Origin of the sequence: Rossellomorea sp. FS2 (assembly GCF_047915635.1) — a bacterium.
Classification (GTDB): Bacteria; Bacillota; Bacilli; order Bacillales; family Bacillaceae_B; genus Rossellomorea; species Rossellomorea marisflavi_A.
In genome coordinates this window covers 518779-545128 of sequence record NZ_JBLRVS010000007.1, presented here as the reverse complement: position 1 = coordinate 545128, position 26350 = coordinate 518779, and the positions used below count along the sequence as shown (strand labels likewise).

Below are 26350 nucleotides of genomic sequence, written 5' to 3'. Positions count from 1 at the left end.
AACATGAGCATGCATTTTAGTGTACTTGCTTCCGGCAGTACAGGAAATGCCATATTCGTTGAGAACGAAGAGCACTCCTTCCTCGTCGATGCAGGTTTCAGCGGCAAGCAGATGGAAGGATTGTTCAGCCAGATCGGACGGAAGATCGAAGACCTGTCCGGCATCCTCGTCACCCATGAGCATAGCGATCACATCAAGGGCCTCGGCGTCCTTGCGCGGAAGTACAAGCTTCCCATCTATGCGAATCAGAAGACGTGGAACGCCATGGACGGTCTCGTGGGGAATATCGACACCGAGCAGAAATTCACCTTTGACATGGAAACGGCCAAGCATTTCGGCGGCATAAGCATCGAGTCATTCGGTGTGTCCCATGATGCAGCGGAGCCGATGTTCTATGTGTTCCATCAAGGGGAGAAGAAACTCGTCCTCATGACGGATACAGGGTACGTGAGCGACCGTATGAAGGGCATCATTTCGAATGCCGATACGTATGTGTTCGAGAGCAATCATGATGTGGGGATGCTCCGTATGGGGCGTTACCCGTGGAACATCAAGCGCCGCATCCTGAGCGATGTGGGGCATGTGTCGAATGAAGATGCAGCGGTTGCCATGGCCGAGGTGGCTGGCGATCGGACGAAGAATTTTTATTTGGCGCATTTGAGCTTGGATAATAATATGAAGGATCTGGCAAGGATGAGCGTTTCGCAGACGTTGGAGACGAAGGGCATTCTTGTTGGGGAGCAGTTTGATTTGCTGGATACGGATCCTAAGGTTCCTACGCCGCTTGTGGCTGTGTGATGGAAGGTTTATCCTTTGTTTGGCAAGGGGTAGAGTAAGGGTGGAGGCTTTCGGGTCTTCATCCTTTTTTGTATTTTTGAGCTTTGGTAGCTTTTTGCGATAAGATGGGACGTTTCGTTTCGCTGCGGCCGACACGCTTTCCTGCGGAGAGGAAGTCGAGCCTCCTCGTGCCTGCGGGGTCTCGACCTTTCCTCTAGTTTCCGCGGGAGTCGGTCGGCCTACGCTGCACTGCACTACTGCTTGATATGGGAGTAAGTGCATAGAGTGGGCACGTCTCACTGCCCCTTTCTTCTGTTTTATTGGAGGGAAAAGAGATAGGACGTTCGTTCCGTTTCGCTTCGACCAACCTCCGCTGCACTGCACTACTGCTTAATATCGGGCGTTAGTGCATAGATCAACCCTTCTTCCCCCTCATTTTAGTTATGTGGGGAATAGAAAAATGGGTTTTTGCGCCTTGAATGTTCACAAAATTGCCTCTATATCATCATGGTTTTCTTACTTTTTTTTCATCAGTTTCTAATTTAATCTGACTATAATGAGGGTAGTAAAGAAAAACTAACGAATGGACTAATAATGGAGAAAGGATGAAGAATAGATGGGATATTATGATCAGGGACCCTCTTCGGAGAATAGGGAAAGAAGGAGACGAGGAGGCGGCGGGATTTTCTTCTCGGGTTTGATTGGTGTGATTGTCGGTGCGCTTTTGGTGCTGGTGGCGGTACCTCAGTTGACCGGGACCGATTTGTTCGGTTCGAATAATAATGCGAACGGCGTGACGACTGAGAATAAGGTGGATAGTGCGAAAACGGAGAATGTGGCTGTCGATGTATCGTCGGATGTCACGAAAGCCGTTGAAAAAGCCGGGGATTCCGTTGTCGGGATCAGCAACATCCAGTCTCAGAGCTTCTGGGGTCAATCCGGTAATGACGGATCTCAAACCCAGGAAGCGGGATCAGGTTCAGGTGTCATCTACAAGCGTGAAGGGGACAAGGTCCTCATCGTCACGAACAACCACGTCATTGAAGGGGCCGATCAGCTTGAAGTCACCCTTTCAGATGGGTCCAAAGTAAAAGCTAATGCTCGCGGTGCCGATCAGTGGACGGATCTTGCGGTCATTGAAATCGACGGCAGCAATGTAAAAGACAGTGCCATTGCGAAATTCGGTGACTCTGATAAATTGAAACAGGGTGAACCGGTCATCGCCATCGGTAACCCCCTTGGCCTTCAGTTCTCAGGTTCTGTGACACAAGGGATCGTGTCCGGTGTGAACCGTACGATTCCGGTTGATATCAACCAGGACGGCGTTGAAGACTGGAATACGGAAGTCATCCAGACGGATGCGGCCATCAACCCTGGTAACAGCGGTGGAGCACTCGTCAATATTTCCGGTCAGCTTGTCGGAATCAACTCCATGAAGATCGCCCAGGACGCCGTTGAAGGAATCGGCCTTGCGATCCCGATCAACTCGGCTCAACCGATCATAGAAGATCTTGAAGAGCATGGAGAAGTGAAACGTCCTTCCATGGGAATCACACTCCAAGATGTGAGCGAAGTATCTTCATATCACCAACAAGAAACATTGAAGCTTCCTAAAGATGTGAAATCAGGCGTGTTGGTTCGCCAGGTTATGCCGAACTCGCCAGCAGCCCAAGCAAAGCTGCAAGAGCTTGATGTCATCGTTGAGCTTGATGGTGAGAAAATTGAAAGCACTGTCGACTTGCGGAAACATCTTTACACGAAGAAAAAAGTCGGCGACTCCATGAAGGTGAAATTCTACCGCGACGGAAAACTTCAAGAAGTCACAATGAAATTAACGGATGAATCACAATTGTAATATGTGGATAACGTAAAAGCAGGAAGAGGGCATCCCTTTCCTGCTTTTTCTTTACGTGTTATGATAACCTGTGGATAAGTATAAAAACATAGCAAAAGGAGTCGATTCAGCATGATTAACTGCTGCCTGGAACACGTGGAACTCGCACTCGACATCGCCGTCGATGAGCATGAGGTCGCGCCTAAACTGGAAGAGCTTCCAAAGGAAAAACAGTTATCCACAACCTGTGAATATTGTGGGAATAACGCAATATATGTAGTGGCGAACTAATATTCCCCCACGACATATGGATGGGTTTTGTGGATATGTGGATAAATTCTGTGGATAATATGTTTGTAATCTGTTTGTAAAGAGAGTGTGGATAAACCATGAACATCACCATCATCACCGTCGGTAAACTGAAAGAAAAATACCTGAAGCAAGGAATCGCCGAATACACGAAACGACTCGGGGCCTACGCCAAAATCGACATCGTCGAGCTCGCCGATGAAAAAGCCCCCGAAGTCCTGAGCGACTCCGAGATGCAGCAGGTCAAAAACAAAGAAGGCGAGCGCATCCTCTCCAAGATCTCCTCGGACCACCACGTCATCGCCCTCGCCATCCAGGGCAAAATGAAATCCTCCGAGGAACTAGCCGACACCCTCGACAAACTCGCCACCTACGGCAAAAGCAAAGTCGCCTTCATCATCGGTGGATCACTTGGACTCAGTGATGATGTATTGAAGCGGGCCGATGAGAAACTGTCGTTTTCAAAGATGACATTTCCTCATCAGCTGATGCGATTGGTGCTGGTGGAGCAGGTTTATCGGGCTTTTCGTATTAATCGGGGGGAACCGTATCATAAATGATGAATATATCCAAGCTGGTGCATATCGTACAACGATATGCTCTTTTTTGTTGTGTTAAATGCTGAAATTTTTAAATGATTAACGTTAAGTCGAATGTAAAGGTATCAAATACATATAATGAATGTGAACGTAATATTGAATATGGAGTTGATTATGTGACAAAAATCTTCTCATCTAAGGAATATTTTTATATTGATTCTGTAAAACAAGGAATCATTATAGAGACGAATGATACTTCTTTGCCTGTATTATTAATCGTTCATGGAGGGCCGGGACTTCCGGTATTCCCTATTATGAAAGCTAACAAGATTAACTTACATACTATTTTCACAGTTTGTTATTGGGATCAACGAGGAACAGGTATGTCTTACACTTCTGATTCAGAAGGAATGACGATTGAACAGATGGTATGTGATACAATTCACATTAGCCGATACTTATGTGACAAGTTTAATTCTGAGAAAATATTTATACTTGGTCATTCATGGGGAACTTTACTAGCTAGTTTAGCAGCTTCTGATAATCCATCTTTATATCATGCGTATATCGGTGTTGGACAAGTTAGCATACCTCAAGAGTCAGAAAAAGAAACATATCAATATTTATTAAAAAAAGTGAAGGATACTAACAATAAAAAATGGATAGCAGAAGTTGAGGGATTTGAATTTAACCATTTATATTATAAAAGTCAGAAGTACAATATTATACGAAGTAAATATACAGAAAAGTTTGGTGTGGGCTTTCTTAGAAGGGGATATTCAAACTTTCAAATCATTAAGGACATTATCCTTGCACCGGTTTACACGTTAACAGAGAAGAGAAACGTGATTGCTGGAATGTTTAATTCTTACAAAGTTTTAAGTAAGCCTATCTCTACCACCAATTTACTAAATAAAATAAATCAATTTGAAGTTCCAGTCTATATCCTTCAAGGAAGATATGATTTTCTTACATCACATTATCAAGCAACAAAATTTTATCAGCACATAAAAGCCCCTAAAAAAGAACTTATTACGTTTGAGCAATCCGCACATGCACCATTTATAGACGAGAAAGAAAAGTTTATATCTAAATTAAAAGAGATAATAATAAGTAATGAATAGAGATTAAAAAGAAAGAGCACCTTTCCAACATAAGTGGAAGGGTGCCTTAGGAGTAAGATTCACCACTCCCGAGCCTCATAATCCAACTCCCTAAACAACTGAGTCTTCTCTTTCTTAGACAGATCCCTCCACTGGCCAGGAGGCAGTTTCCCCAACTGGATATTCATGATCCGCGTCCGCTGCAATCGGTACACATTATACCCCAATACCTCACACATACGGCGGATCTGGCGGTTCAATCCCTGTGTCAGTGTAATTTGGAAGTCGAATTTTGATAGTTGCTCGACTTTACATGGGAGCGTTGTGGTCCCTAGGATTTTGACGCCTTCTGACATTTTCTTGACGAATTCAGGTGTAATGGGCTTGTCGACTGAGACGATGTATTCTTTTTCGTGTTGGTTTTCTGAGCGCAGGATTTCGTTTACGATGTCACCGTCGTTGGTCATGAGGATGAGTCCCTCGGAGTCCTTATCGAGTCGTCCAATGTTGAAGATTCTCAAGGGATGGTTGACGAGGTCGACGATGTTTCCTTTTACGCCTTTTTCTGTTGTGCTGGTGATGCCTACTGGTTTGTTCAAGGCAATGTATACGTTGTTTCGTGCGACCCGGATTGGGTTCCCGTCTACGACGACGTCATCTCCGGGGTTCACCTGGTCGCCGATTGTGGCGCGTTTTCCGTTGATGGTGACCCTACCGTCTTCGATGAGTCTGTCCGCACCGCGCCTGGACGCTTTTCCGGCTTCGCTTATATATTTGTTAATACGCATGGTAGCACCTCTTTTAATCCGATTGTTATCTTCCATACTAATATATTTTTAAGGAATCACAAAATGTTTTTAGGTAACGGGAATATATTGTAATTCTAAAGAAAGCCGATCAGACGAAATCTGATCGGCTTGTTTGCAATCTGGAGATTTTTATCTACTTTAGCTCGGAGCTTTTGTTTGAAGGAGTTTGATCCCCATCCCGATAAAGATCACTCCGGTTACTTTATTCAAGACCTGTCCAACCTTTTGGTTTCCCCTGAGCGTTTTGGTGACGTAGGAGGAGAAGTAGGCTACGAACAGGCACCAGAGCAACCCCGTTATGGTGAAGGTTAGTCCTAGTATCAAGAATGGGACGGGACTTGTGACATTGGGGTCTATGAACTGAGGCATGAATGCGATAAAGAATAGCGATACTTTGGGATTGGTGAGACTGGTCAGTAAGCCCTGGATGTAGATTTTTCGTTTGTTCATTGTGGTGCCTGTCGCTTGTTGGAAGGCAAGATTCGATTTATCTAGAATCATGCGAATACCCAGGTATACGAGGTACACGACTCCGATGACCTTGATGACATTGAATAAGAGAACGGATTTTACCAAGATCAAGGATAGACCAAACGCCACGAATAACGTATGGACTAGGGAACCGCTAATGATCCCCAGCACCGAGTAAATACCTGCTGTCCGACCTTGTGATATGCTTCGACCGACAATATACATCGTGTCTGCTCCGGGAATCAGGTTCAGTAGGATTCCCGTTAGAAGAAATACTTCAAAATGAATGACGCCAAACATACTTTTGCACCTCTTTCTTATTTCACAAGCCCTTTTTACTATATTACAAGAAGATCACCTGAAATTGTTAAAACATTTTAAATATACGATTATTCCTGTTTTCACGTGGTATGGTAAATGGTAAGGTCTCTACAAACTAGATACATTTGATATTCTGATAGAATTATAGTAAAAATGGTAAAGAAATCATTTGTGGTGTGGACGGATCATCATACATATGAAATACGTGTTGAAACAGGTGGGATAATGTGAAAAAACTAGTGATGGCAGGAGCTTTCTTTGGTGTGGTCCCGGGTTTGCTGTTGGCGGGCTGCTCTGAGGAAGCAAGTACGGAGAAGAAAGAGCCGAAGACCGAGCAGACCTCAAAGAAAGAGAATGAGAAGAAGAAAGAGGAGCCTGCGAAGAAGGAGCCTGTGGCGAGCTATGAAGCAATCAAGCCATCTGAGGGTGCCGAGCCGATTGAGAGCCATTATACGAGTGAGCAGCAGTCGGATATGCCGACTTCTGAGGCGCATGGTGATGACACGACGAGAAGTGTGCCACTAGGGCAGACGCTTGCTAAAGATAAGGAAGATCAGACGGATGGTCCCCTTAAAGAGAACAGGATTGTTTCCTACTATGGAACCCCCCGTTCTGAGAACATGGGGATCTTGGGTGAGTACAGTCCGGATGAGTTGATGACCAAATTGAAGGAACAGACGAAGGCCTATTCTGAACTGGATCCGGATCGTCCGGCCATCCCTGCGATAGAATTGATCGCAACCGTGGCGCAGCGTAGTCCCGGGGATGATGGTCTGTATATGGTTCCGACATCTGAAGAGGATATCGAGACGTATGCGAAGCTCGCAGAGGAGAATGATGCGCTGTTGATCCTGGATATTCAATTGGGGAAAGACTCGATTATGAATCAGGTGAAGCTGGTAGAGAAGTATTTGAAGCGTCCGAATGTTCACTTGGCCATCGATACTGAATTCCATGTGACAGACGGACAGGTTCCCGGTGAAGATCTGGGGCATGTAGATGGTGAGGAAGTGCAAGAGGCGATTGAGTATATTTCCAAACTGACTGAGGAGAACGACCTGCCAGACAAAATGGTGGTTGTGCACCAATTTGCCGATATCATCCTGAACAATAAAGACGCGATCCAGCCTACAGAGAATGTGGAAGTGGTGCTGAACAATGACGGTCACGGAATTGCCGGATTGAAGCGGGCAGGATACCATCAGCTCGTCCATAATCAGCCGATCCAGTACGGCGGGTTCAAAGTATTCTACAAGAAGGATGAACCGGTCATGACGCCTGAAGACGTCCTGGAACTCGACCCTGCACCGGCTTTTGTAAACTATCAATAAGAAGTAAGGAGAACTAGCATGTTGAAGGAAGTCTGTGTTGAGAATTTCACGAAGGTCCCTGAAGCCATCGAAAAAGGTGCCCAGCGGGTGGAACTATGCGATAACCTCGCCGTTGGCGGAACGACGGTCAGTCCCGGTGTGGCACAGGTCACGATGGACTACTGCCGCAGTCGCAACGTGAAGGTCATGAGCATGATCCGCCCAAGAGGCGGCGATTTCGTCTACACTGTCGATGAAATCGAGATCATGAAGCAGGATATCATCCATCTGAAAAAGATGGGAACCGATGGAGTCGTCTTCGGCTGCCTGACTCAAGACGGTTGGATTGATGAGGAAGCCATGGTCACGCTACTTGAAGTAGCCAGTGGTCTTGAAGTGGTCTTTCATATGGCGTTCGATGCGATTACGGCTGAGTCCCAGCTGAAGGCCATCGATTGGCTGGTGGAGCATGGTGTTCATCGTATTCTGACCCATGGTGGTCCGGCAGATACGAGGATTGAAGGCAATGTGGACCGGTTGAAAACGTATATGGACCATGCAAATGGCAGGATTGCGATCCTTCCTGGCGGAGGGGTGACCTCACGAAATCTGGAGGACATCACATCTTCGTTAGGCGTCAAGGAAGCTCACGGTACCAGAATCGTTGATTGATGGGATAAAATAACGGAAATACCCCTTCTCGCTATGAGGAGGGGTATTTCGTGTGGTGCTCTATTCATTTTACTGGGTACTTCAATCCGTTCTTCACAATCTTCTCTTCCACGATCTCCTTCACATCGAACCCAAGCTCCGAGCACAGGGTAAGGGAATAAATCAGGATATCGGCAATCTCTTCGCGGATATTTTCGGTGTTTTCCTCCAGTGCCTCTTCACTTGTGACCCACTGAAAGTCTTCGAGCAGCTCGGCGGCTTCGATGGAAATGGAGATGGCGAGATCTTTCGGGTTGTGGTTCGGTCTCCAGTTCCGGTCGTCCCGGAACTGGTCGATCTTGTTTATTAACTGTTGAATATCACTCATGGTTGTTGTCTCCTTTTAGTTGCTGCAGTCGTTTATGAAGTGTAGGATCGGTCGCATACAGGTACAGTCCATGAATGCCCCGTTTCATCAGGACATTAATAGAATTCAGGATGATTTCTTCTTTGATTTCTTGGTTCTTCTCCAGAGAGAGATCAGATCGTGAGACGAAGGCTCCAGTGTCCTTATAGTGAGAAGGATCGATGACAAGTTCATCGCGTTCTTCATCATAGCTGATGGAAGGGCCAAGGACGACCCCGACATAGTTCAAGTCAAATCCTTGTACCGTGTAGATGGAACCTACTTCTCTGATGGAATTAGGGTTTTCTGCCCAAGTAATGCTATCCTGAGTCTGATTCCAAGGCATATTGAGCCCGTCTTTATCGACGTAATAGGCGCCCCCGTCCTTTTTATGCAGATAGTCAAAGGTGGATACGATGCGGGAGAGTCCTTTTTCTTCGTTCTTTTCCTCGATGGCTTTTCTGAACTGTTCCGGGTTGTCAAAAATCCTAAATTCGAAATGGGGATCTTTTTTTGGTAAAGGCATGATCTTCTTTCTTACAAACTGTTGAATCCACTGGAGTGTATCTTGGTTAGCTTCCATGCGCATTTGTTCGGAAAGCTTTTTCGTAGTGGCATTGTAACGAGATATAATTTCATCAAGCAAGCTTCCATCCCAATAGCTCTTGATTTTAAGAACCTGTTTTGGGTCAAAGATGACAATTGAAATCTTGCTGCGCTTGATGATCTCATCCAGTTGATTGTCATAGCGGAAGTTGTTGTAGGCATCCTCTTTGGTCAATAGAAGATGTGCTTCATCGATCAACACGATATCCGCATTTTTGCCGAACTTCGTCATCTGATTGATGAACGGAGTAGGCTTCATCAGGTTCTTTTTCTTCAAGTTCGGTAGGCTGTTTGCGATGCTCTTATAGGTTTTCAGCATTTCTGTATGGTTGACGAGAAGATAGTTGTCTTTTCCTGCTAATTCAGAGCTGGGGTCTTTTGAAAGGTCTTGGATCGTATTGAAAAGGGAACTTAATAGTACGCTTTTTCCTGTTCCCGCATCTCCTTCAATGGCGATGACGTGGTGGCCGTCATGATCAGCATGATTCCTGCAAAAATCAAGGATCTCATTTTTGATTTCAAGCTGATGAGCGGATAGTTCCTTATAGGGAGAGAGTTTATAGATATCCTTATTTTTTAAGTTCTCGATCGTGTCACTCACAATACTTTCTGTGCGCAGCTTCTCCCAGATGGCCGGGAAAATCTCTTCATTATATCTTTTCTTTTCATAGTAATCGTGCATCACCCGCATCCGCGTCTGACTCACGTTCTGCAGCTTATATTGATTGTCAGCGATGAAAAAGTTGATAAGATTGGATTCAATATTATAGGTTGCAGACTGATTAAACTGTTCGTGTCCGATCAAAATGGAACGATTCAATCCAGTTCGTCTCTTATCTTCAAGATGATTCTTTAACCGGCGCGAAGCATGCACGGTTTGACCGATATAGGCGGCAGGCTTTTTCATCTCATTATAGAGGATGTAGACGATGGGATAGTTATTGAGATATTTTGTTTCAACGCGTTGTGTGTGTCCGGGCGTGAAGCTTTGGTCTTCATAAATTAATCCGTCCATGATCCGACCCCTGTAGTTTTTTTCTTATCGTAACATAGTTTGTTGAGTATTTAGAAAAAATTGTATGATAAAGGGACAGCTTCTCTACTGGCTGTCCCTTCTGAATCACTCTTCTTCCTCCAAAAACACGAACCCGCCATCAATCAATCCCTGTACATACTCATCAAAGCTATCAGCAATCACTTTAAACTCATCCGGATCATGTAAAAAGCGGACAATCTGTCCGGAAACGCCTTGGTCGGTCGGGTTGAAATCGATGAATAGATTGGAGGTTCCCCCGTTATTCATACAGTCGGAGAAGTGGATGTACGTGCCGGGATACAGGCCGTCTTGATTGATCCTGGGATCGACGTCGTCTTCTTCATATTCGGAAAGATAAGAGGTGTCTACTTCTTCTTTTGAGCTGCCGATCATCTGCTGGGTGGACAAGAGGTAATAGGGATATCTACCGTCTTCGACATCGGAACCGAGGATGCAGACGGCGATCTTTTCTTCGCCGTATTGTCTCCAGAACGTCCCGTCGATGTTTTCAAGCAGGGACAGGAGTGATTCCGGGCAGTCTGGGTAGAGTCGTCTAAGCTGTTCAAGGTCTTCCGGGCTGGCACCGTGAGACTTTTTGAGTTCTTCCAATTCTTCTGGCAGCAGGTGCTCATGTAATCCTTTGATGAAGTGGTTGATCAGTTCCATTGTTCCGCCTCCTTAAATGACCGAATGAAGTCATACAAATCTATGTAACTATTTGGAATAGTAGTGAAAAAAGGGGATAAAGTCAATCAAAAAAAGAAGAGCCTATGGGCTCTTCTTCATCGAATCAGGTAACCGAGAATCCCTTCTCTTCCTGAATCCCGATTTTCTCTGCATATTCATCCAGCAGCGCACGTACTTCATCTGTCGATTCGGTTTCCATGAGGCGGTTGCGGAGTTCGCTTGCGCCTTTGAAGCCGCGGACGTAGATTTTGAAGAAGCGGCGGAGCGGTTTGAATGGGCGTGGTTCGAGTTCGTCGTTGTATTTGTCATGAAGGTCGAGCTGGAGGCGGAGGAGTTCGAGGAGCTCCTGGCTGCTGTGCTCTTTCTTCTCGGTTTCGAAGGCGAACGGGTTTTGGAAGATTCCTCGTCCGATCATGATGCCGTCGACTCCGTATTTTTCGGCGAGCTCAAGCCCTTTTTGACGGTCCGGGATGTCTCCGTTGATTGTAAGAAGCGTGTTTGGTGCGATTTCGTCGCGCAGCTTCTTGATCTCGGGGATCAGTTCCCAGTGGGCGTCCACGTTGCTCATTTCTTTTTTCGTCCTGAGGTGGATGGATAGGTTGACGATATCCTGCTCAAGGAGATGCTTGAGCCAGTCATACCATTCGTCCACTTCGGTGTAGCCGAGGCGGGTCTTCACGCTGACGGGAAGTCCACCGGCTTTTGCTGCCTGGATCAGCTCGGCAGCCGTGTCAGGACGGCGGATGAGGCCGGAGCCTTTTCCATTGGCGGCTACATTCTGCACGGGGCATCCCATGTTGATGTCGATCCCACGGAAGCCCATTTCCGCCATGCCGATGCTCATCTGACGGAAGTATTCAGGCTTGTCTCCCCAGATATGGGCGACAATCGGCTGCTCGTCATCGGTGAACGTGAGGCGGCCGCGTACGCTGTCCTTGCCTTTCGGGTGACAGTAGCTTTCTGTATTCGTAAACTCTGTGAAAAATACATCAGGTCTTGCCGCTTCACTTACGACGTGGCGGAATACCACATCGGTCACGGCTTCCATTGGTGCCAGTATAAAAAACGGCCGAGGTAACTCATGCCAAAAATTATCTTTCATTGTATCGTTAAACCCTTTCCTTGAGGGAAATCGAGTTTCCCAAAATTAAAAAGTAACATGCTTATGGTCAAATTCCAACCAGTATATACTTTAATGGTTCTACAGGAAAAGTGCAAGGGAACCGGGCGCTCTGGCCCTTTCTTTGACCCCATTTGGATCCAGTTAGTGTGCATTTTAACAGGTTTGCAGGTAAAACGTAATGGGTTAAAAGTTACCATTTTTATTGACAGCGTTTTCTTTCGGGTATAGAATTAATTTCAAGTTGATACGCCGTGAGGAGACCGTGAGACACATTCATGACCTTGAATTCCGTATTCAAGGGGCTTGGTGTGTCTTTTTTTCGCTGGGTATGGGCTAATATTTCGTATATCGGAATAAATATAGAAATAAAACTTCACAGGGGGATAAGATGGGAAAATCAAAGAAAACCGTCGTTCTGTTGCTCGTGTCACTGGTATTGATTCTCGTTGGAAGCGTGGGAGCATCCCGCTTCAATAACTCAAACGGCAAGGTCGATGTATCGCGCATCTACTTTGACACGCCAAGGGGGGAACTGTCAGGGCTGCTGTATAAGCCTGACGGGGCGGATGAAAATCCACGGCCTGCCATCGTCGCGACCCATGGATATTTGAATTCTGCCGAGATGCAGGATGCTCAGGCCATTGAAATGTCGAAGCGGGGTTATGTGGTCCTCGCCCTCGATCAATATGATCACGGGCATTCGACGGGTACGATGGAAAAGCCGGTGCCGTTCTTCTCGTTCTGGCCGTTTTCCATGTATGATGCCGTGCAATATATGTATGATCAGGACTTCGTGTTGAAGAACGGTGAAGGCAATGGGATCATCGCCGTGTCGGGGCACTCCATGGGTGGATTCTCCTCGACGCATGCCGTGATGCTCGATGAAGCCGACTTCCAGAAGACAGGAGTCAGGAAAATCTTCAGCTCCCTTACCATGGGGTCTGATTATCAGTGGCTGAAGACGATGGAGTACAGCCTTGAGGCCATTAATCAGTCATATGGACCAAGGTTCTCAGGGAAGGTTGCCGGAAAGTATGATGAATTCTTCTTCGATGCCGATGCAACTGCTGCCGGGGCATCCGTCGTGAAGAAGGATTATATCAACACCGAGGAAGGAAAAAGCTTCGTCGGTGATCCTAGTGCTCCACAGGCAGGGAAGATCTACGATGTGAACGGTGGGAAACGGGTCATCTATGAACCGAATGAGACCCATCCGTGGAATCACTTCTCCAAGACCTCAACGGGATATGCCATCGATTTCTACAGCAAGGCATTCGCAGACTATAGCGATACGCTGAACGACACGTCAGGTCAAAGCTGGATGTACAAAGAGTGGTTCTCTTTCATCGCCCTGGTCGGATTCTTCCTATTGTTCGTGCCGCTCATTTCGCTCCTTTCACGAATTCCGTTCCTGAAGAATGTGAGGACGAAATTCCCGGAACCGCTGCCTGGTCCAACGTCGAACGGGGCAAAGGTCGCTGGATTGATCCTGGTCGTGATCGGCGGTCTATTCCCGGCCCTCTTCTTCTCGGCGCTCTATAGCGGCGATGTATCCGGTATGAGGCTGTTAAGGCAGATCAGTATGGTCCTCATCGCCCTGTCTGCTATCGGGGTCATTGCCTCAGCCATGAAAAAGACGGATCGCAACATGGGCGTGCTTGCACCGATCATGCTGGTGTTGAGCATCATCCAATACGTCTTCCTACGCTACCAAGGTAAGCTGACGGAAACGACGCAGTTCTTCGGTGCACCGACTGTGAATCCGATCCTCTACTGGGCCATCAATGTGGCACTGATCACCCTTATGATGATGATCGGGTATCACTATATCTCAAAAAAACCTGAGGGTGCTACCATCGCAAGCTATGGCGTGAGAGCAAGTGTGAAATCGGTCGTGGCTTCCCTTGTCACCGTCCTCATCGCTGTCGGGATCGGCTACGGGATCCTTTACCTTATCGATGGGATCTTCAAGGTCGACTTCCGTATTTGGACGGTGGCCGTGAAGACGTTTGAAGGGCATCATCTCTTCGCCCTTCTCAAATATGCGCTGCTCTTCTTCATTTACTACTTCATCGTCGGTTTGTCGGTGAATATGAATACGGCAACCACCAAGTACGATGGATTCAAGGGATATGTGATCTCTGCGCTCCACTTCATCGGGGGCTTGATCCTGTACCTTGTGTATCAATACGGATTGTTGTTCACCACAGGAACAGCCGGATACCCATCTGAATCACTGTCTTCCATCATCGTGATCGGACTCGTACCCGTCCTGCTTGTGGCATCGATCTTCAATCGCTACTTCTACCGCAAGACCGGTAACGTCTATGTCGGGGCGTTCCTCAATACCGTGCTCATCACCTTGATCACGGTGGCCAATACGACGCTGTATACCATTTTATAAGGTTCACACAAAAGTCCCCCTGACTCCCATTGCGGAATCAGGGGGACTTTTGAATCAAGTAAAGGTTTACCAATTGCTAAAATAAGGTACTAGAACAAGGAAGCAAGAGAATATCCTAAATAAGGGCACATCAAAAGTCACGAATTGTCCCCTGTTTAAACAATTTATGTAAAATACTTGCTATAATATGTTCTGGAATACGCATTTATCATGCTTTTATAAAAGGAGAGAAATGAATGGCAGACTTGAATGATAACCCGTTTGTACAGAACGAGGAGAAGAAGCCGAAGCCAAAAGTTGAACGCAAGGAAGGGGAACCTACTGCTGCGTTTAAAGGCGCGAGCTGGGCAGCCCTCATCATCGGATTGGGCGCCTATCTGATCGGCCTTTTCAACGCCGGTATGGAGCTCAATGAGAAAGGGTACTACTTCGCTGTCCTCATCTTCGGCCTGTACTCTGCAGTATCCCTGCAAAAAGCGGTACGAGATAAAGAAGAAGACATTCCCGTCTCTGGCATCTACTACGGCCTCAGCTGGGTAGCGATGATCATCGCCATCGCCCTCGTCGGAATCGGTCTTTACAACGCGGGAAGCATCATCCTCAGCGAAAAAGGCTTCTATGCCATGGCCTTCGTGCTGAGCCTGTTTTCAGCCATCACCATCCAGAAGAATATCCGGGACACCCAGCAGGCAAGGGACCGGGATTGATGGGAAGCCGGTACTCATTGGAGTGCCGGCTTTTTCATGGAAAAAGACCAGCGATAACCGCTGGTCTTTCTTCTATTGATCCTGGTAATTCGTGAAGCGGATGAGGTGGATGAGGAGGTAAAAGACTTCTTCATCCGTGCTGGGTTTCCCGGTCATCTTTTCTCCGTACGTTGATATGGACTGGGCACATTGATATTCATCGGGATATTCGCTTCGATATCGATCGAATAATAGAACATCCTTTGAATTGAGCTGCTGGTCTTCCATCAACCGCCTGATATAGTACTGTAAGTGCGTGATGAACCGGTTGTACCGTGTGGAAGTTGGATCCAGCGTGATATTCAGCTGATAGCGTACGATGTTTTGGATGTCCTTGAGCATGGAGACAGCTAATATCGTATTCTCGAAATGAGCCTCTTCATTTCTTGCATTGACGAGGTGAAAGGCGATATTACCCGCTTCTTCTTCAGGAAGCTCCATAGGTAGCAGCTTATTTAGATCGGAGAGGAGCACCATTGCGGCGGTGAACTCTTCCGGGTAGTGCAAGCGAATCTCGTTCAGTAATTTATTTTGTAAGATGATTCCCTTTTCAGTACGCTCGATGGCAAAGGCGAGATGGTCGAAAAGCATGAGCGTGGCATGTTGATCGAGTTCGTATGTCCAGTATGCCTTCATGCGTTCTAGTGAGTCATTGATAGCCTCCAGATGTTCTTTCGGTATGCTTTGGAGTAAGTGGATATATTCCTGTCTCGAATGACGATCATTGGGGACGAAGACCTTTTCGATGGCTGCCTCCGGAATCGTATCGCCTTCTTTGCTCTTAAACCCTAGTCCCTTGCCCATCACGATGATTTCCTGTCCGTTGTCATCTTTTGAAAGAACGAGGCTGTTATTCAAGATTTTCACTACTTTCACTTTCATCACCATCTTCTGTCACAGTCTTTAGATGTCTTTCCCATTCGTGGAAATGAGTCGTTGATACCAATAATAGCTGTCTTTTTTGATGCGGTCCATTCCTTTTAAATCAAATTCGCCCCGGTCCACATAGATGAAACCATATCTCTTCCCGTATCCCTGGTGGGTGCTGACGACATCCATGGCAGCCCATGGACAGTATCCGAAGACATTGACGCCGTCGGTTATGGCCAATTGGATCTGCTCGATATGAGAGCGTAGGAATTGAACACGGTAGTCATCATGGACTTTTCCGTCTTCGGTCAACTCATCTGGAGCACCGATTCCATTCTCCGTGATTACGATGGGAAGGGCGTATCGTTCATAAATCTTTCGTAAGGTCAGGCGTAAACCGACGGGATCAATCACCCATCCATACTTTGTTTTATCGACATACGGGTTTTCTTCCGGACGGTATACCCCTATTTCTCCAAGCATGATCTGCTGATCACCTGCACGGGGGCTGACATCTTGGGCAGATCCTGTACTCTCTGCAATGGTGGCAGTAGAGTAATAATTCATGGCGATGAAATCGGGTCTTCCCTTCTGCATCACGTCGAAGTCATCTGCCTCTATGCGAGGAAGCCAATCCCGTTCTTCGAGGTAACTCCATAACAATGGGTTATAGCGTCCGTGTACGGCCAGGTCAAGGAAGCTGTACCCTCGCAGGGTTTCCCAGTTGTGGGCGGCGATGGCATCCTCAGGTTTACTTGTGGCCTGGTACATGGACGTCATATTCAAGGCCGGCCCGATCTGAGCATGAGGGGAGAGTTCTTTGCATAGGGCCATGACCCTGCCTTGTGCCACCATCATGTTGTGATTTTGCTGGTAAAGTTCCTTTTTGGTCGGTAGTGTTCCCCCTTTGGGAATACCAACGGCTCCGGGGTGAAGGATCAACGTATTCTGCTCGTTGATCGTGATCCAATAGTTTACTTTGTGCCCGTATCGTTGAAACAGGGTTTTAGCATAAAGGGTAAAGGCATCGACGGTTTGACGGTTCAGCCATCCTCCTTGTTCATCAAGAGCATAAGGGAGATCAAAGTGGTACATGGTCACCAGTGGTTCGATGCCGTTTGCTATCAATTCATCGATGAGGCGGTCATAGAAGGCGAGCCCCTCTTCGTTTGCCTCTCCCGTTCCATTGGGGAAAATTCTTGTCCATGCAATGGAGAAGCGGTAAGCCTTGAGACCGAGTTCGCTGAAGAGCCGGATATCCTCTTGATAGCGGTGATAATGATCACTGGCAACGGTGAATCCCGCTGTTCCTTCGGGATGATCCATCGCATCAATGACCGACATTCCTTTACCGCCCTCATTCCACGCCCCTTCTATTTGATAGGCAGATGTAGAAGCTCCCCACAGGAAGTTCCCTGGAAAGTCTTTTGGTGTTTTATAATGCATTATTCTTCCTCCTTCTTTGAAAGCTCCATTAGTGTTTCGCCTATGGATACGGCGGACTTTTCATCGGTCATGAGCGGACCGAAGTCGGCGTGATTGGTAATGATGACAGGTGTCACCGTTTCATACCCTTTTGCGTGAATGGCATCGATATCAAATGTGATAAGCAGGTCCCCTTCTTGAACGCGGTCGCCTTGTTGAATATGAGTTTCATAGAATTCCCCTTGAAGATTCACCGTGTCGATACCCACATGGATCAACACCTCAATACCGGTGGTGCTACGTAGTCCAACGGCATGCTTGGAAGCCATCTGTGTGACGATTTCTCCAGTGAAGGGTGCACGTACTTCTCCTTTGGAAGGCAGGATGGCCAGCCCTTTGCCGATGAGCTCGTTGGAAAACACATGATCATTGACTTCGTTCAGGGGTAGCGCTTGTCCCTCCAGCGGGCTCTTGATTACATGGTCCTGAGTGCTGACCGCCTCTTCTTTTTGAGGGGATCCATCAACAGGATCTTCAAAGCCGAGGATCCATGTAGCTGCAAACGCAACGGTGAAGGCGATCACGATCGTAATGAAAGCATGGACGATATTCATTGGATTCTCCCCGATAAAAGCGGGAATGGCTGCAAGTCCGGGCGATACGAATGCGTAACGGACTAGCCCTGATAATCCTGCGTAAATCCCACCGCAGGCGCCTCCAATCATGGCGGCGATGAGCGGTTTCTTCAGTTTAAGAGTGACCCCATATAGAGACGGTTCCGTAATGCCGACAAGGGCTGTAAACCCTGCGGAACCTGCGAGCTGCTTCAATTCCTTATTCTTCGACTTAACTGCGACGGCAAGGGTGGCGGCACCTTGTGCAATGTTTGATGCCAGCATTCCCGGCCCGTTGATCATCTCCGATCCGTTATTGGAAAGCTGGGTCGTGGCAATCGGTGTCATGGCCCAAGCCGTTCCGGTGATCAGGAGGAATGGCTGCAATCCACCCATCAGCATCGGGATCAGCCAGCTTGCGTGGTTGTTGATACCGTCTGCCCCTGCTGCTACCAGGTCGTTCAAATATGTTCCGATCGGCCCGATGATGACCACGGCAAGTGGAGCCGTGATAATCAGGATAAGCAGTGGCTTTAAAAAGAATTTAATGACCGATGGGGACACCCATTCAGCGAATCGCTCAATATAAGACATAATCCAGACCGTGATGATGATCGGCAGGACAGAACCAGCGTAATCAGTCAGACGCACCGGGATGCCCATGAAGAATAAATCATCCCCTGAAGTCAGGAAGGTTCCCCAATTCGGATGAAGAAGCGCACCGGCGATGGTCATGGACAGCACCGGGTTGGTCTTGAACTTGATGGATGCCCCGTATGCAAGGAGCATCGGCATGAAGAAGAAGGCAGCATCTGCAACCGTATTCAATATAAAGTACGTTTGACTTTCTTCGGTCAATACCCCGGTCAAGACGAGTACAGCCAAAACGGCCTTGATCATACCAGCACCGATGATGGCAGGGATAAAAGGAGTGAAAGTAGTCGAGATGACACTGATGAGACGGGTGATATATCCTTTTTTTTCTTTTTCCCCTTCGCGAGGCTCTTTTGAAGGGTTTACGCCCTCACCGAGCTCTTCCTTGATAGCACGGTAGGCCTGCTGTACTTCATTGCCGATGATCACCTGGTACTGTCCGCCTTTATCGACGACGGAGATGACGCCCTGGAGGCCCTCGATTTCTTTTCCTTTCACCTTTGAAGAATCATAGAATTCGAATCTCAATCTAGTAGCACAGTGTGTGACCATGGATACATTATCCTTCCCTCCGGATAATGCCAGGATCTCTTTCCCCAATTTAGAATAATTCATACTTTCATCCCCTTGAAGCGGCCTGATAGGACAATAAAAAAAGACCAAAACAATGTGCACCGATTCCATGGATGGAATGGAGCAAATTATTTTGGTCTTGCCTGCTTTACCAGTAACACGCCAATTAATAGTATTTGTTTAAAACGCTTACAGGTACTATAGCACAGGCTCCCGGTCTTGACAAGAAGGTAATTTTCACCTCATTGTATCGGACATTAACCCACCTTTTATTTCTGCACACTTCCTGAGCGCCCACTCATAATGCTTATATGTATTCGCTGCAAAATAACTATAGAGATGACTCGTTTTCGTCCACTTAACGTATTTCTTCGTCATGATTTCCTCCGTGGAGTGCCTGTCGATGAGGTCCATCACCCGCGTGTGGCTTTTCGTGACCTTTTTAATGGCCTTATTCAAGGGAACCTCCTGATAGTCATCCCAGATCTTCTGATTCAGGGCACCGATATCCCGCCACTGGTATCCGGGTGCGGGCATGGAAGGCTCGTCCCCGTCCATCCCTTCGCGGTACCAGCGCTCAAGCATGCTGTGCCATTCGTACAGATGCATGAGGACATCTCGGAAGTTCTTGTCTCTTTCATCGGTGATGATGGATTCTTTCCTCTTCCTAGGTGGAATGGAGGTGATGAGGTTCATGAGGGTCTGAAATGCTTCTTCGCTCTTTAGAATGAGGCGTTCTTTTCCTTCTGCATCAGTCATAGTCCAGTTCCTCTTTTCGGTTTTCTTCAGTATATCAAATGCAAAGTGAATAAAGGTAAAAATAGGAATTTAAATTGTTCTCCTGCGCACCTTTCTATCAACCGTGAATACGATACTAATAGATGTAAGTATTCATAGAGGTGAAAGGTATGAAGTTAGAATCGTGGTTTTTTGAAGGACTGACGGGTGAGATCGTGACCCCGAAAACGCCGGAATATGAAGAATCCCGCCAGGAGTGGAACCGGGCAATCAATAAATTTCCCCTTGTCATCGTCTACTGCGGGGACAATCAGGATGTAGCAAACGCGGTGCGCTGGGCAAGGAAGCGGTGTGTGCCGATCCGTATCCGGTCGGGCGGGCATCACTATGAGGGATATTCCACCGGGAACTGCGTCCTCGTCATCGATATCAGCCGTCTGAACAGGCTCGAGCTTGATCGTGAGAAGAATCTCCTCAGGATGGAGGCCGGTGCAAAAAACACAGCGGTGTATGATTTTGTCGGGTCCAACGGTTATGCGTTTCCCGGTGGGACATGCCCGACGGTGGGGGTGTCGGGATTCACCCTCGGGGGAGGCTGGGGATACTCGAGCAGGCTTCTCGGACTCGGGTGCGATAGCTTAGTTGAATTGGAACTGGTTAACGATCAGGGGAAGCTGATCAAGGCGAATAAGGACACGAATGCCGACCTGTTCTGGGCATGCCGTGGTGCAGGGAGCGGGAACTTCGGCGTCGTGGTAGGAATGACGTTTCAGCTGCCGGAACCGAACAATCCAACCGTTACATTGGTTCAGTTTTTCTATGTCGGCACCACGAAGGACAAACAGGCAAACGTCATGGATATCTGGCAGAAGTGGCTGCCGGACCTCGATCCCCGTATGACCGTCGTAGCAAGCTTCTACAACGCCGAAGGGGAAGGACTCGGCATATTTGCGCGGGGGTTCTTTTACGGGACACCGGCAGAAGCGAGCGCACTCCTCCAACCGTTCAGCGCGGTGGAAGGATACCGTGAAGAGCTGGAAGAATCCTCTTTCCTGGAAGCGGTGAAGAAGGTGGAGGCGACCTATCCTCCATCAGAGAAATTCAAATCCACAGGTCGATTCGTACAGAGGACCTACTCAGGGAAGGAACTCTCAAAAATCGCCGATCTTGTCCAGCATCCCGCAGAAGGGTCCGTCTACGCCGCCGTTTCGTTCTATGCCATGGGCGGAGCCATTGAAAGCGTAGGAAAACGGGACACCGCCTTCTTCTTCCGTGACGCCCGCTATATCCTCGGCATACAATCCGTCTGGACGGACGACTGTGCTGCCAAGGTCAATCGCGAATGGGTCCAGGAACGTTTCCAATCCATCAAACCCATTACCAGAGGATCGTTTGTTAATTTCCCCATCAGCAATCTACCGAACTATGAAAGGGAGTATTTTGGAGGGAACGCCCCTGCGCTCAAACGGATCAATCGTAAGTATGACCCGTTTAATGTGTTTACGTTTCCGCAGGGGTTGAAGTGAGGAGCATAGGATTCTATGCTTCTTTTTTATGAGTAGATTATGAGTTTTGGAAGAGGAATAACGTTTGGTAAAAAGAAGCCAAAAACGATACAATCATGATAAAGATGTTAAAAAATTGGAAATCCGTATTTGTTTCATACAACATTATCAAAATAAGAGGTGACCCTGGAGTGAATAAACCGAAAAAACAAGAGAAAGATTTACCCAACTTTTACCTGACTCATATGCAATTCCCTACGGAAAATCGGCAGAATGTAGTTGTATTCTTACTAATATTCATGGACTTTCTCGGGGTGCTCCCTCTCCTTAGTGACCCTTTTCATAGAGGATTCTTCTGGGCGGGCATGATCCCAGTCATACTCATGAATATGTGGGGGATCGTCTACCTCGTGGCACCCTTTAAGTTTGAAAGATCCTATTTCTTATACATGGGTGTGTTAGGTGTCACCGTAGCTTACCTATATTTCATCGTTACCCAAAAATTAATGTATGTGAATGTAGGAGTGGAGGGGCCGCTTTATGCTGTGATCAGTGCCGTTCTTCTTGTTGCTGCCCTCGTATTTTTTCAAATCTTCAATTACCGGATGTTGTATTCCGGGACCTATGACAGGTTGGATGAGAATCCTTCAGGCCTCAATCTGTCCCCGATCATTACTGCGTCAAGTATCGGATATATCGTGGCTCAATTCCTGCTCTCTTTAACCGTGTCAAAGTCCTTTAAGATGATGGTACTGGTTGCCGCCTACTCTGTACTGATCCTGATCATGGCGTACATAGCTACATACCTGCACCGATACATGTATATCCTCCAAAATCCGGAACAATTGAAGAGTATGTATTCAGGTTTTGGCCGGCCGAAAAAAGAACGAATGAGATAAAAAAGAGCGGGAGCATATAAGCATCCCGCTCTTTACGTTTAACGAATTTTACAAAATACCGACCATCACCCGCACACTCTCTACTAAATCCCCTACAGACCAAGATGGAAGCTTACTATTATCCAAAGCCAGTCCGTGATGCGCCGGGATATGGACGAATCCTGAGCGGATCTTCAGCTGATGTGTTTCGATATGATGCCTGGCGGCGTACATGATCTGGTTGCACAGATAGGTCCCGGCCGTATTGGAGATGCCGGCGGGTAGTGATTGCCTGCGAAGCTCCATTTCAAATTCCTTGATGGGCAGGGTCGAGAAATACGCATCGGGAGCATCTTCGATGATTTTTTGTCCATCATATCGGTTTCCTGCATTGTCGGGTTCCCCGTCTTTGCAGTTGATGGCGATCCTCTCTGGGGTGATGCGGTTCCTTCCTGCAGCAAGTCCGAGGGACAGGACAACGTCAGGTTCATGCTCCTTGATGGCGTCGAGGAGGATGCCCGCCGACTGGGTGAAGTCGACGGGAAGTACTTTTCCGATGATGGTGTTCCCGGCCACGGTCGATCCGTCGAGCTCACGGACGATGATTTCAGTCGGGTTGGATTCCATGCCGAGGAAGGCTTCGAATCCAGTGAGTAAGACGTTCATCTCGCATCTCTCCTTTATCTTAGATACTGATCGAACCAGTCGGTGATTTCATCGAGGCGGATGAGCCTCAGACCCGGTTTTCCGCTTCGTGACAGCTCGTGATTGGATTCTGGGAACCGGACGAAACGCGTTTCCTTCTTCAGTTGCTTCAGTGCGATATACAGCTGTTCCGCCTGCTCGACAGGACAGCGAAGGTCGTTCTCGCTATGAAGGATCAGGAGCGGTGTGTCTACGTTCTTCACATAGCGCAAGGGGGAGATTCGCCACAGCTCATCGGGATCCTCGAGTATGGTCGTCTTATGCTCCCATTCCGTGAAGTAATAACCGATATCGCTGACGCCGAAGAAGGAGATCCAGTTGCTGATCGAGCGCTGGGTGGCGGCTGCCTTGAAGCGGTCGGTCTGCCCTACGATCCAGTTTGTCATGAACCCGCCGTAGCTTCCGCCGGTGACACCGAGGCGATCCGGGTCGATCCAGGCGAACGTCTCTAGCGCCTGGTCCAGTGTCGTCATGATGTCTTCATAGTCGATTCCCCCGTACCGGCCCCGGACGGCATCCACGAAGGTCTGACCGTACCCGTGACTCCCCCTCGGATTTGTATAAAGGACGCCGTACCCCTTGGATGCAAGCACCTGAAACTCGTGCATGAATCCGTAGCTGTACATGGCATGGGGACCACCGTGGATTTCCACGACAAGGGGGTGGGATGTTTCATTGGTGCCAACAGGCTTCATGATCCATCCTTGAAGAACCGTTCCGTCCTCTGCCTGAATCGGGAATTCTTCAGGAACGGAGAGCTCGATCTCCTTCAAGGCATCCTCGTTTTCCCACGAGAGTCTCTTCTCACCAGTAGAATCCAAGATAAATAGATCTCCCGGAATATCATATTGGCTGACGGCAAACAGAATATTGTCCTGGGCGGTGTCCGTGCTGAACCCATACACCTGCCGCTTCCCATCGATGATCGTGGTGATCTCACGCTCCAAAGTGATGCGGTAAAGGTTGGTGGCACCGCGGTCGCTCGCAGCGAAGTACAGCGATTGGCCATCCTTTGACCATACCGCGCCGCCGGCCGTTCCCGTCCCCATATCATTGATGGCCACGTCGCTGCATTCCACGTCCCAGTCCTCAGTAAGACAGGTCAATTCCCTTGTCTTTCGATCAAGCGTCCAAACCCTTGTGAGCGTTGAACCTGCATATGCCATGTCATCTCCGAGGACGGACAAGGTTTCGCCGTCCGGGGAATAGTTCGGCAAACGCAAACGAAGGTCCCCGCTGGTGAGGATTTCCGCCTTCAGGGTTTCCAAGTCGAGCTCGTAGACGTCAGAGAAGAAAGTCCTCTCAGGATCGGCAGAGCGGTTGGCGCAGTATGCTACTGTTGATCCATCCGGTGAGAAGGCAGGTATTCCATGGTTATACGGTCCGCTCGTCAGCACGGTTTCCTTCCTCGTTTCAAGGTCTAAAAGGACAAGCTGGCGATAGGTGCCATCGGAAAATCCTTCGGCATCGGACTTATATTGCATGCTTGTTGTGATAAAGGGCTTGAGCGCTGATTCTTCTTTGCTTTCTTCCACTTTCTCCAATCCTTCTCCCTCTCGTAAGGGGGCCGTGACGATGATCTTCATTCCATCAGGCGACCAGACTGGCTGGGAGGCGCCATGTTTGAATGAGGTAACCTCTCTTGCTTCTCCTCCGTCCGCCGCGATGCGCCAAAGCTGACGTTTACCTGACCGGTCCGACACGAATACGATGCTTTTCCCATCGGGTGACCACCTCGGCTGCGTATCGGAAGCATCTCCGTGCGTGAAGGGAGAAATCTCTCCGGTCACGAGGTTGATATGATACAGATTGGACCGGTAACGTTCGTCATTGAGCACGGTTCTTTTGACAAATAGGGCCCGTTTCCCATCGGGTGAAATCTGTGGGTCTGAAATGAATGAAAAGTCGAGTAGATCCCTGGATGAAAGTCCTTTGGTCATCTTGGTGTCCTCCTTTTAATGATGGGCACGGTCACTCACCGAAAACCCGTACTCCGTTGATATAGGTGTATTCCACTTGGTTCCTGAGGTCGAAAGGCGTCCCGTTCCAGAGCACAAAATCCGCATCCTTGCCGACTTCCACGGTCCCTACCCGGTCATCTACGCCGAGATGCTTGGCGGCATCGGATGTGATGGCCTTCATGGCCTGTGCTTCTGTCAGTCCGTATTTCACCGCCAGGATCACGCTCGTCATGAGGTGCTCGATGGCAATCACAGGGTGATCGGTCGTAATCGAGAACGGTACATCCGCTTCGGCAAGGGCAAGGAGGGTGTTCCATCCCTTATCGGAGAGCTCTACTTTTGAACGCGGCGTCATGGTTGGCCCAACCGACACGCGAACATCGTGCTTCGCGATGAACGGAGCGATCTGGTGACCTTCCGTACAGTGCTCGATTGTCACATCGAAGCCGAACTCCCTTTTCAGGCGCAGCACCGTCACGATATCATCGGCGCGATGTGCGTGGACGCGCAGTGGGATCTCTTTATCCAGCACTTTGACGATAGGTTCGAGCTCGGCATCGCGCCCGGTTTCCCCTAATGATAATTTCCTCTTATAGTTTTCTGCCTCAATGAATTTCTTCCGTAGGAGGCCTGCCACGCCCATTCGCGTCGTGGGCATCCGCCCCTTTTCCCCGTGGAATCGCTTCGGGTTTTCTCCAGTGGCTGCTTTCAGACCGGATGGATTCCGGATCACCATCTCATCGACGATGTCCCCCACGGTCTTCAGTACGCACATTTCCCCGCCGATTACATTGGCGCTTCCCGGCATAACCTGAACCGTCGTGACGCCTGCCCGTCTTGCATCTTCAAATCCGCGGTCCTTAGGGTTGATCCCGTCAATCGCCCTGACGCCCGGGGTGGTAGCGGAGCTCGTTTCGTTGAAATCCTGTCCTTCTTTCCCAATGCCCTCTTCATGGACCCCGAGATGGGTGTGCACGTCAATCAGCCCCGGTGTGAAATACTTGCCTGCGGCATCAATCACTTCATATCCTGCCGGGACGGCATCCGCATCCACCGATACGAATTTTCCCTCTTTAATCAGAATGATGGAATCCTTCAGTTCCCTTCCTGTCCCGTCTACCCCTGTCACATTCGTTAAAGCTATCATGAAATAAATTCCCTCCTATTATCCAGAATTATCATTGATTTCTGAAAATTTATTTTATATAATACCCTCTATACTCAAAATTTCCTTATAACGATATTAATTCAAAAAATTAGTATTGTAAATGTTCGTCAACTACACAATATGTACT

At 48.1% G+C, this 26350-nt stretch carries 24 protein-coding genes; 11 read left to right on the top strand and 13 right to left on the bottom strand.

Going from position 1 to position 26350, the window contains the following annotated elements:
- Nucleotides 1-3 precede the first annotated feature (3 nt).
- The 5 genes from ACNA6I_RS22060 (at nucleotide 4) to ACNA6I_RS22040 (ending at nucleotide 4583) form a co-directional block, all read left to right on the top strand.
- Entirely contained in the window at nucleotides 4-798 is a 795-nt protein-coding gene (locus tag ACNA6I_RS22060; RefSeq protein ID WP_053429882.1) for an MBL fold metallo-hydrolase, read from the top strand.
- A 595-nt stretch (nucleotides 799-1393) separates the two neighbouring features.
- Nucleotides 1394-2632 carry a S1C family serine protease gene (locus ACNA6I_RS22055; RefSeq protein WP_048013894.1) on the top strand — a complete coding sequence of 413 codons (1239 nt, stop codon included), beginning with the start codon at nucleotides 1394-1396 and terminating at the stop codon, nucleotides 2630-2632.
- Between the two features lie 111 nt (nucleotides 2633-2743).
- The gene (locus tag ACNA6I_RS22050; protein WP_082139223.1) at nucleotides 2744-2902 is read left to right on the top strand and encodes a CxxH/CxxC protein; all 159 of its coding nucleotides are present in this window, start codon (nucleotides 2744-2746) and stop codon (nucleotides 2900-2902) included.
- Nucleotides 2903-3000: 98 nt separating this feature from the next.
- Nucleotides 3001-3480, top strand: coding sequence for a 23S rRNA (pseudouridine(1915)-N(3))-methyltransferase RlmH (rlmH, locus tag ACNA6I_RS22045; RefSeq protein WP_367080757.1), 480 nt, complete (start codon nucleotides 3001-3003; stop codon nucleotides 3478-3480).
- Between the two features lie 155 nt (nucleotides 3481-3635).
- Entirely contained in the window at nucleotides 3636-4583 is a 948-nt protein-coding gene (locus ACNA6I_RS22040) for an alpha/beta fold hydrolase (RefSeq protein WP_187427003.1), read from the top strand.
- 59 nt (nucleotides 4584-4642) lie between these two features.
- On the opposite strand, the gene rluF is transcribed toward ACNA6I_RS22040, so the two are convergent.
- Together rluF and ACNA6I_RS22030 are read right to left on the bottom strand one after the other, a co-directional pair.
- A complete protein-coding gene (gene rluF, locus ACNA6I_RS22035) occupies nucleotides 4643-5350 on the bottom strand; it encodes a 23S rRNA pseudouridine(2604) synthase RluF (protein ID WP_048004606.1) in 708 nt (235 codons plus the stop codon).
- 159 nt (nucleotides 5351-5509) lie between these two features.
- Complete coding sequence (locus ACNA6I_RS22030) at nucleotides 5510-6142, bottom strand: LysE family translocator (protein ID WP_048004607.1); 633 nt, start codon at nucleotides 6140-6142, stop codon at nucleotides 5510-5512.
- A gap of 248 nt (nucleotides 6143-6390) precedes the next feature.
- On the opposite strand from ACNA6I_RS22030, the gene ACNA6I_RS22025 reads away from it, so the two are divergent.
- Together ACNA6I_RS22025 and ACNA6I_RS22020 are read left to right on the top strand one after the other, a co-directional pair.
- Nucleotides 6391-7494 carry a hypothetical protein gene (locus ACNA6I_RS22025; RefSeq protein ID WP_416314192.1) on the top strand — a complete coding sequence of 368 codons (1104 nt, stop codon included), beginning with the start codon at nucleotides 6391-6393 and terminating at the stop codon, nucleotides 7492-7494.
- 18 nt (nucleotides 7495-7512) lie between these two features.
- Nucleotides 7513-8145 carry a copper homeostasis protein CutC gene (locus tag ACNA6I_RS22020; RefSeq protein ID WP_416314191.1) on the top strand — a complete coding sequence of 211 codons (633 nt, stop codon included), beginning with the start codon at nucleotides 7513-7515 and terminating at the stop codon, nucleotides 8143-8145.
- Nucleotides 8146-8209: 64 nt separating this feature from the next.
- Here ACNA6I_RS22020 and ACNA6I_RS22015 read toward each other — a convergent pair whose 3' ends face one another.
- The 4 genes from ACNA6I_RS22015 to ACNA6I_RS22000 form a co-directional block, all read right to left on the bottom strand.
- The gene (locus tag ACNA6I_RS22015) at nucleotides 8210-8512 is read right to left on the bottom strand and encodes a nucleotide pyrophosphohydrolase (protein ID WP_416314190.1); all 303 of its coding nucleotides are present in this window, start codon (nucleotides 8510-8512) and stop codon (nucleotides 8210-8212) included.
- Entirely contained in the window at nucleotides 8505-10151 is a 1647-nt protein-coding gene (locus ACNA6I_RS22010; protein ID WP_416314189.1) for a DUF2075 domain-containing protein, read from the bottom strand. The genes ACNA6I_RS22015 and ACNA6I_RS22010 overlap by 8 nt, the downstream gene beginning before the upstream one ends.
- 105 nt (nucleotides 10152-10256) lie before the next feature.
- Nucleotides 10257-10838, bottom strand: a complete 582-nt coding sequence (locus ACNA6I_RS22005) for an SMI1/KNR4 family protein (protein WP_416314188.1) — start codon at nucleotides 10836-10838, stop codon at nucleotides 10257-10259.
- A gap of 124 nt (nucleotides 10839-10962) precedes the next feature.
- Entirely contained in the window at nucleotides 10963-11961 is a 999-nt protein-coding gene (locus tag ACNA6I_RS22000) for a tRNA dihydrouridine synthase (protein ID WP_063191822.1), read from the bottom strand.
- Nucleotides 11962-12370: 409 nt separating this feature from the next.
- Between ACNA6I_RS22000 and ACNA6I_RS21995 the strand changes: the two genes are divergently transcribed.
- A complete protein-coding gene (locus tag ACNA6I_RS21995; protein WP_416314187.1) occupies nucleotides 12371-14386 on the top strand; it encodes an alpha/beta fold hydrolase in 2016 nt (671 codons plus the stop codon).
- A gap of 236 nt (nucleotides 14387-14622) precedes the next feature.
- Nucleotides 14623-15093 (top strand): inner membrane protein YiaA, encoded by a 471-nt coding sequence (gene yiaA, locus ACNA6I_RS21990; protein WP_048004613.1) that lies wholly within the window; start codon nucleotides 14623-14625, stop codon nucleotides 15091-15093.
- 72 nt (nucleotides 15094-15165) lie between these two features.
- Here yiaA and ACNA6I_RS21985 read toward each other — a convergent pair whose 3' ends face one another.
- The 4 genes from ACNA6I_RS21985 to ACNA6I_RS21970 form a co-directional block, all read right to left on the bottom strand.
- On the bottom strand, nucleotides 15166-16014 hold the full coding sequence (locus tag ACNA6I_RS21985) for a PRD domain-containing protein (protein WP_162244170.1): 849 nt from the start codon (nucleotides 16012-16014) through the stop codon (nucleotides 15166-15168).
- 21 nt (nucleotides 16015-16035) lie between these two features.
- The gene (locus tag ACNA6I_RS21980; protein ID WP_416314186.1) at nucleotides 16036-17448 is read right to left on the bottom strand and encodes a glycoside hydrolase family 1 protein; all 1413 of its coding nucleotides are present in this window, start codon (nucleotides 17446-17448) and stop codon (nucleotides 16036-16038) included.
- A complete protein-coding gene (locus ACNA6I_RS21975) occupies nucleotides 17448-19310 on the bottom strand; it encodes a beta-glucoside-specific PTS transporter subunit IIABC (protein WP_416314185.1) in 1863 nt (620 codons plus the stop codon). Before ACNA6I_RS21975 ends, ACNA6I_RS21980 begins: the two co-directional genes overlap by 1 nt.
- A 195-nt stretch (nucleotides 19311-19505) precedes the next feature.
- Nucleotides 19506-20027: a ClbS/DfsB family four-helix bundle protein gene (locus ACNA6I_RS21970; RefSeq protein WP_416314184.1), complete on the bottom strand. Its 522-nt coding sequence runs from the start codon at nucleotides 20025-20027 to the stop codon at nucleotides 19506-19508.
- A gap of 149 nt (nucleotides 20028-20176) precedes the next feature.
- On the opposite strand from ACNA6I_RS21970, the gene ACNA6I_RS21965 reads away from it, so the two are divergent.
- Together ACNA6I_RS21965 and ACNA6I_RS21960 are read left to right on the top strand one after the other, a co-directional pair.
- Complete coding sequence (locus tag ACNA6I_RS21965) at nucleotides 20177-21532, top strand: FAD-binding oxidoreductase (protein ID WP_416314183.1); 1356 nt, start codon at nucleotides 20177-20179, stop codon at nucleotides 21530-21532.
- A gap of 344 nt (nucleotides 21533-21876) precedes the next feature.
- Entirely contained in the window at nucleotides 21877-22410 is a 534-nt protein-coding gene (locus ACNA6I_RS21960) for a hypothetical protein (RefSeq protein WP_416314182.1), read from the top strand.
- A 48-nt stretch (nucleotides 22411-22458) separates the two neighbouring features.
- On the opposite strand, the gene ACNA6I_RS21955 is transcribed toward ACNA6I_RS21960, so the two are convergent.
- The 3 genes from ACNA6I_RS21955 to ACNA6I_RS21945 are packed head-to-tail and all read right to left on the bottom strand — an operon-like array spanning nucleotide 22459 to nucleotide 26202.
- Entirely contained in the window at nucleotides 22459-23055 is a 597-nt protein-coding gene (locus ACNA6I_RS21955; protein WP_416314181.1) for a pyroglutamyl-peptidase I, read from the bottom strand.
- A 14-nt stretch (nucleotides 23056-23069) separates the two neighbouring features.
- Nucleotides 23070-25034 (bottom strand): S9 family peptidase, encoded by a 1965-nt coding sequence (locus ACNA6I_RS21950; RefSeq protein ID WP_416314180.1) that lies wholly within the window; start codon nucleotides 25032-25034, stop codon nucleotides 23070-23072.
- Between the two features lie 31 nt (nucleotides 25035-25065).
- Entirely contained in the window at nucleotides 25066-26202 is a 1137-nt protein-coding gene (locus tag ACNA6I_RS21945; RefSeq protein ID WP_416314179.1) for an amidohydrolase, read from the bottom strand.
- Nucleotides 26203-26350: the final 148 nt, after the last annotated feature.

Coding starts and splice junctions, on each gene's coding strand:
- ACNA6I_RS22060 (WP_053429882.1), top strand. CDS start 4: ATGAGCATGCATTTTAGTGTACTTGCTTCCGGCAGTACAGGAAATGCC.
- ACNA6I_RS22055 (WP_048013894.1), top strand. CDS start 1,394: ATGGGATATTATGATCAGGGACCCTCTTCGGAGAATAGGGAAAGAAGG.
- ACNA6I_RS22050 (WP_082139223.1), top strand. CDS start 2,744: ATGATTAACTGCTGCCTGGAACACGTGGAACTCGCACTCGACATCGCC.
- rlmH (WP_367080757.1), top strand. CDS start 3,001: ATGAACATCACCATCATCACCGTCGGTAAACTGAAAGAAAAATACCTG.
- rluF (WP_048004606.1), bottom strand. CDS start 5,350: ATGCGTATTAACAAATATATAAGCGAAGCCGGAAAAGCGTCCAGGCGC.
- ACNA6I_RS22030 (WP_048004607.1), bottom strand. CDS start 6,142: ATGTTTGGCGTCATTCATTTTGAAGTATTTCTTCTAACGGGAATCCTA.
- ACNA6I_RS22020 (WP_416314191.1), top strand. CDS start 7,513: ATGTTGAAGGAAGTCTGTGTTGAGAATTTCACGAAGGTCCCTGAAGCC.
- ACNA6I_RS22015 (WP_416314190.1), bottom strand. CDS start 8,512: ATGAGTGATATTCAACAGTTAATAAACAAGATCGACCAGTTCCGGGAC.
- ACNA6I_RS22010 (WP_416314189.1), bottom strand. CDS start 10,151: ATGGACGGATTAATTTATGAAGACCAAAGCTTCACGCCCGGACACACA.
- ACNA6I_RS22005 (WP_416314188.1), bottom strand. CDS start 10,838: ATGGAACTGATCAACCACTTCATCAAAGGATTACATGAGCACCTGCTG.
- ACNA6I_RS22000 (WP_063191822.1), bottom strand. CDS start 11,961: ATGAAAGATAATTTTTGGCATGAGTTACCTCGGCCGTTTTTTATACTG.
- ACNA6I_RS21995 (WP_416314187.1), top strand. CDS start 12,371: ATGGGAAAATCAAAGAAAACCGTCGTTCTGTTGCTCGTGTCACTGGTA.
- yiaA (WP_048004613.1), top strand. CDS start 14,623: ATGGCAGACTTGAATGATAACCCGTTTGTACAGAACGAGGAGAAGAAG.
- ACNA6I_RS21985 (WP_162244170.1), bottom strand. CDS start 16,014: ATGAAAGTGAAAGTAGTGAAAATCTTGAATAACAGCCTCGTTCTTTCA.
- ACNA6I_RS21980 (WP_416314186.1), bottom strand. CDS start 17,448: ATGCATTATAAAACACCAAAAGACTTTCCAGGGAACTTCCTGTGGGGA.
- ACNA6I_RS21975 (WP_416314185.1), bottom strand. CDS start 19,310: ATGAATTATTCTAAATTGGGGAAAGAGATCCTGGCATTATCCGGAGGG.
- ACNA6I_RS21970 (WP_416314184.1), bottom strand. CDS start 20,027: ATGACTGATGCAGAAGGAAAAGAACGCCTCATTCTAAAGAGCGAAGAA.
- ACNA6I_RS21965 (WP_416314183.1), top strand. CDS start 20,177: ATGAAGTTAGAATCGTGGTTTTTTGAAGGACTGACGGGTGAGATCGTG.
- ACNA6I_RS21960 (WP_416314182.1), top strand. CDS start 21,877: ATGATCCCAGTCATACTCATGAATATGTGGGGGATCGTCTACCTCGTG.
- ACNA6I_RS21955 (WP_416314181.1), bottom strand. CDS start 23,055: ATGAACGTCTTACTCACTGGATTCGAAGCCTTCCTCGGCATGGAATCC.
- ACNA6I_RS21950 (WP_416314180.1), bottom strand. CDS start 25,034: ATGACCAAAGGACTTTCATCCAGGGATCTACTCGACTTTTCATTCATT.
- ACNA6I_RS21945 (WP_416314179.1), bottom strand. CDS start 26,202: ATGATAGCTTTAACGAATGTGACAGGGGTAGACGGGACAGGAAGGGAA.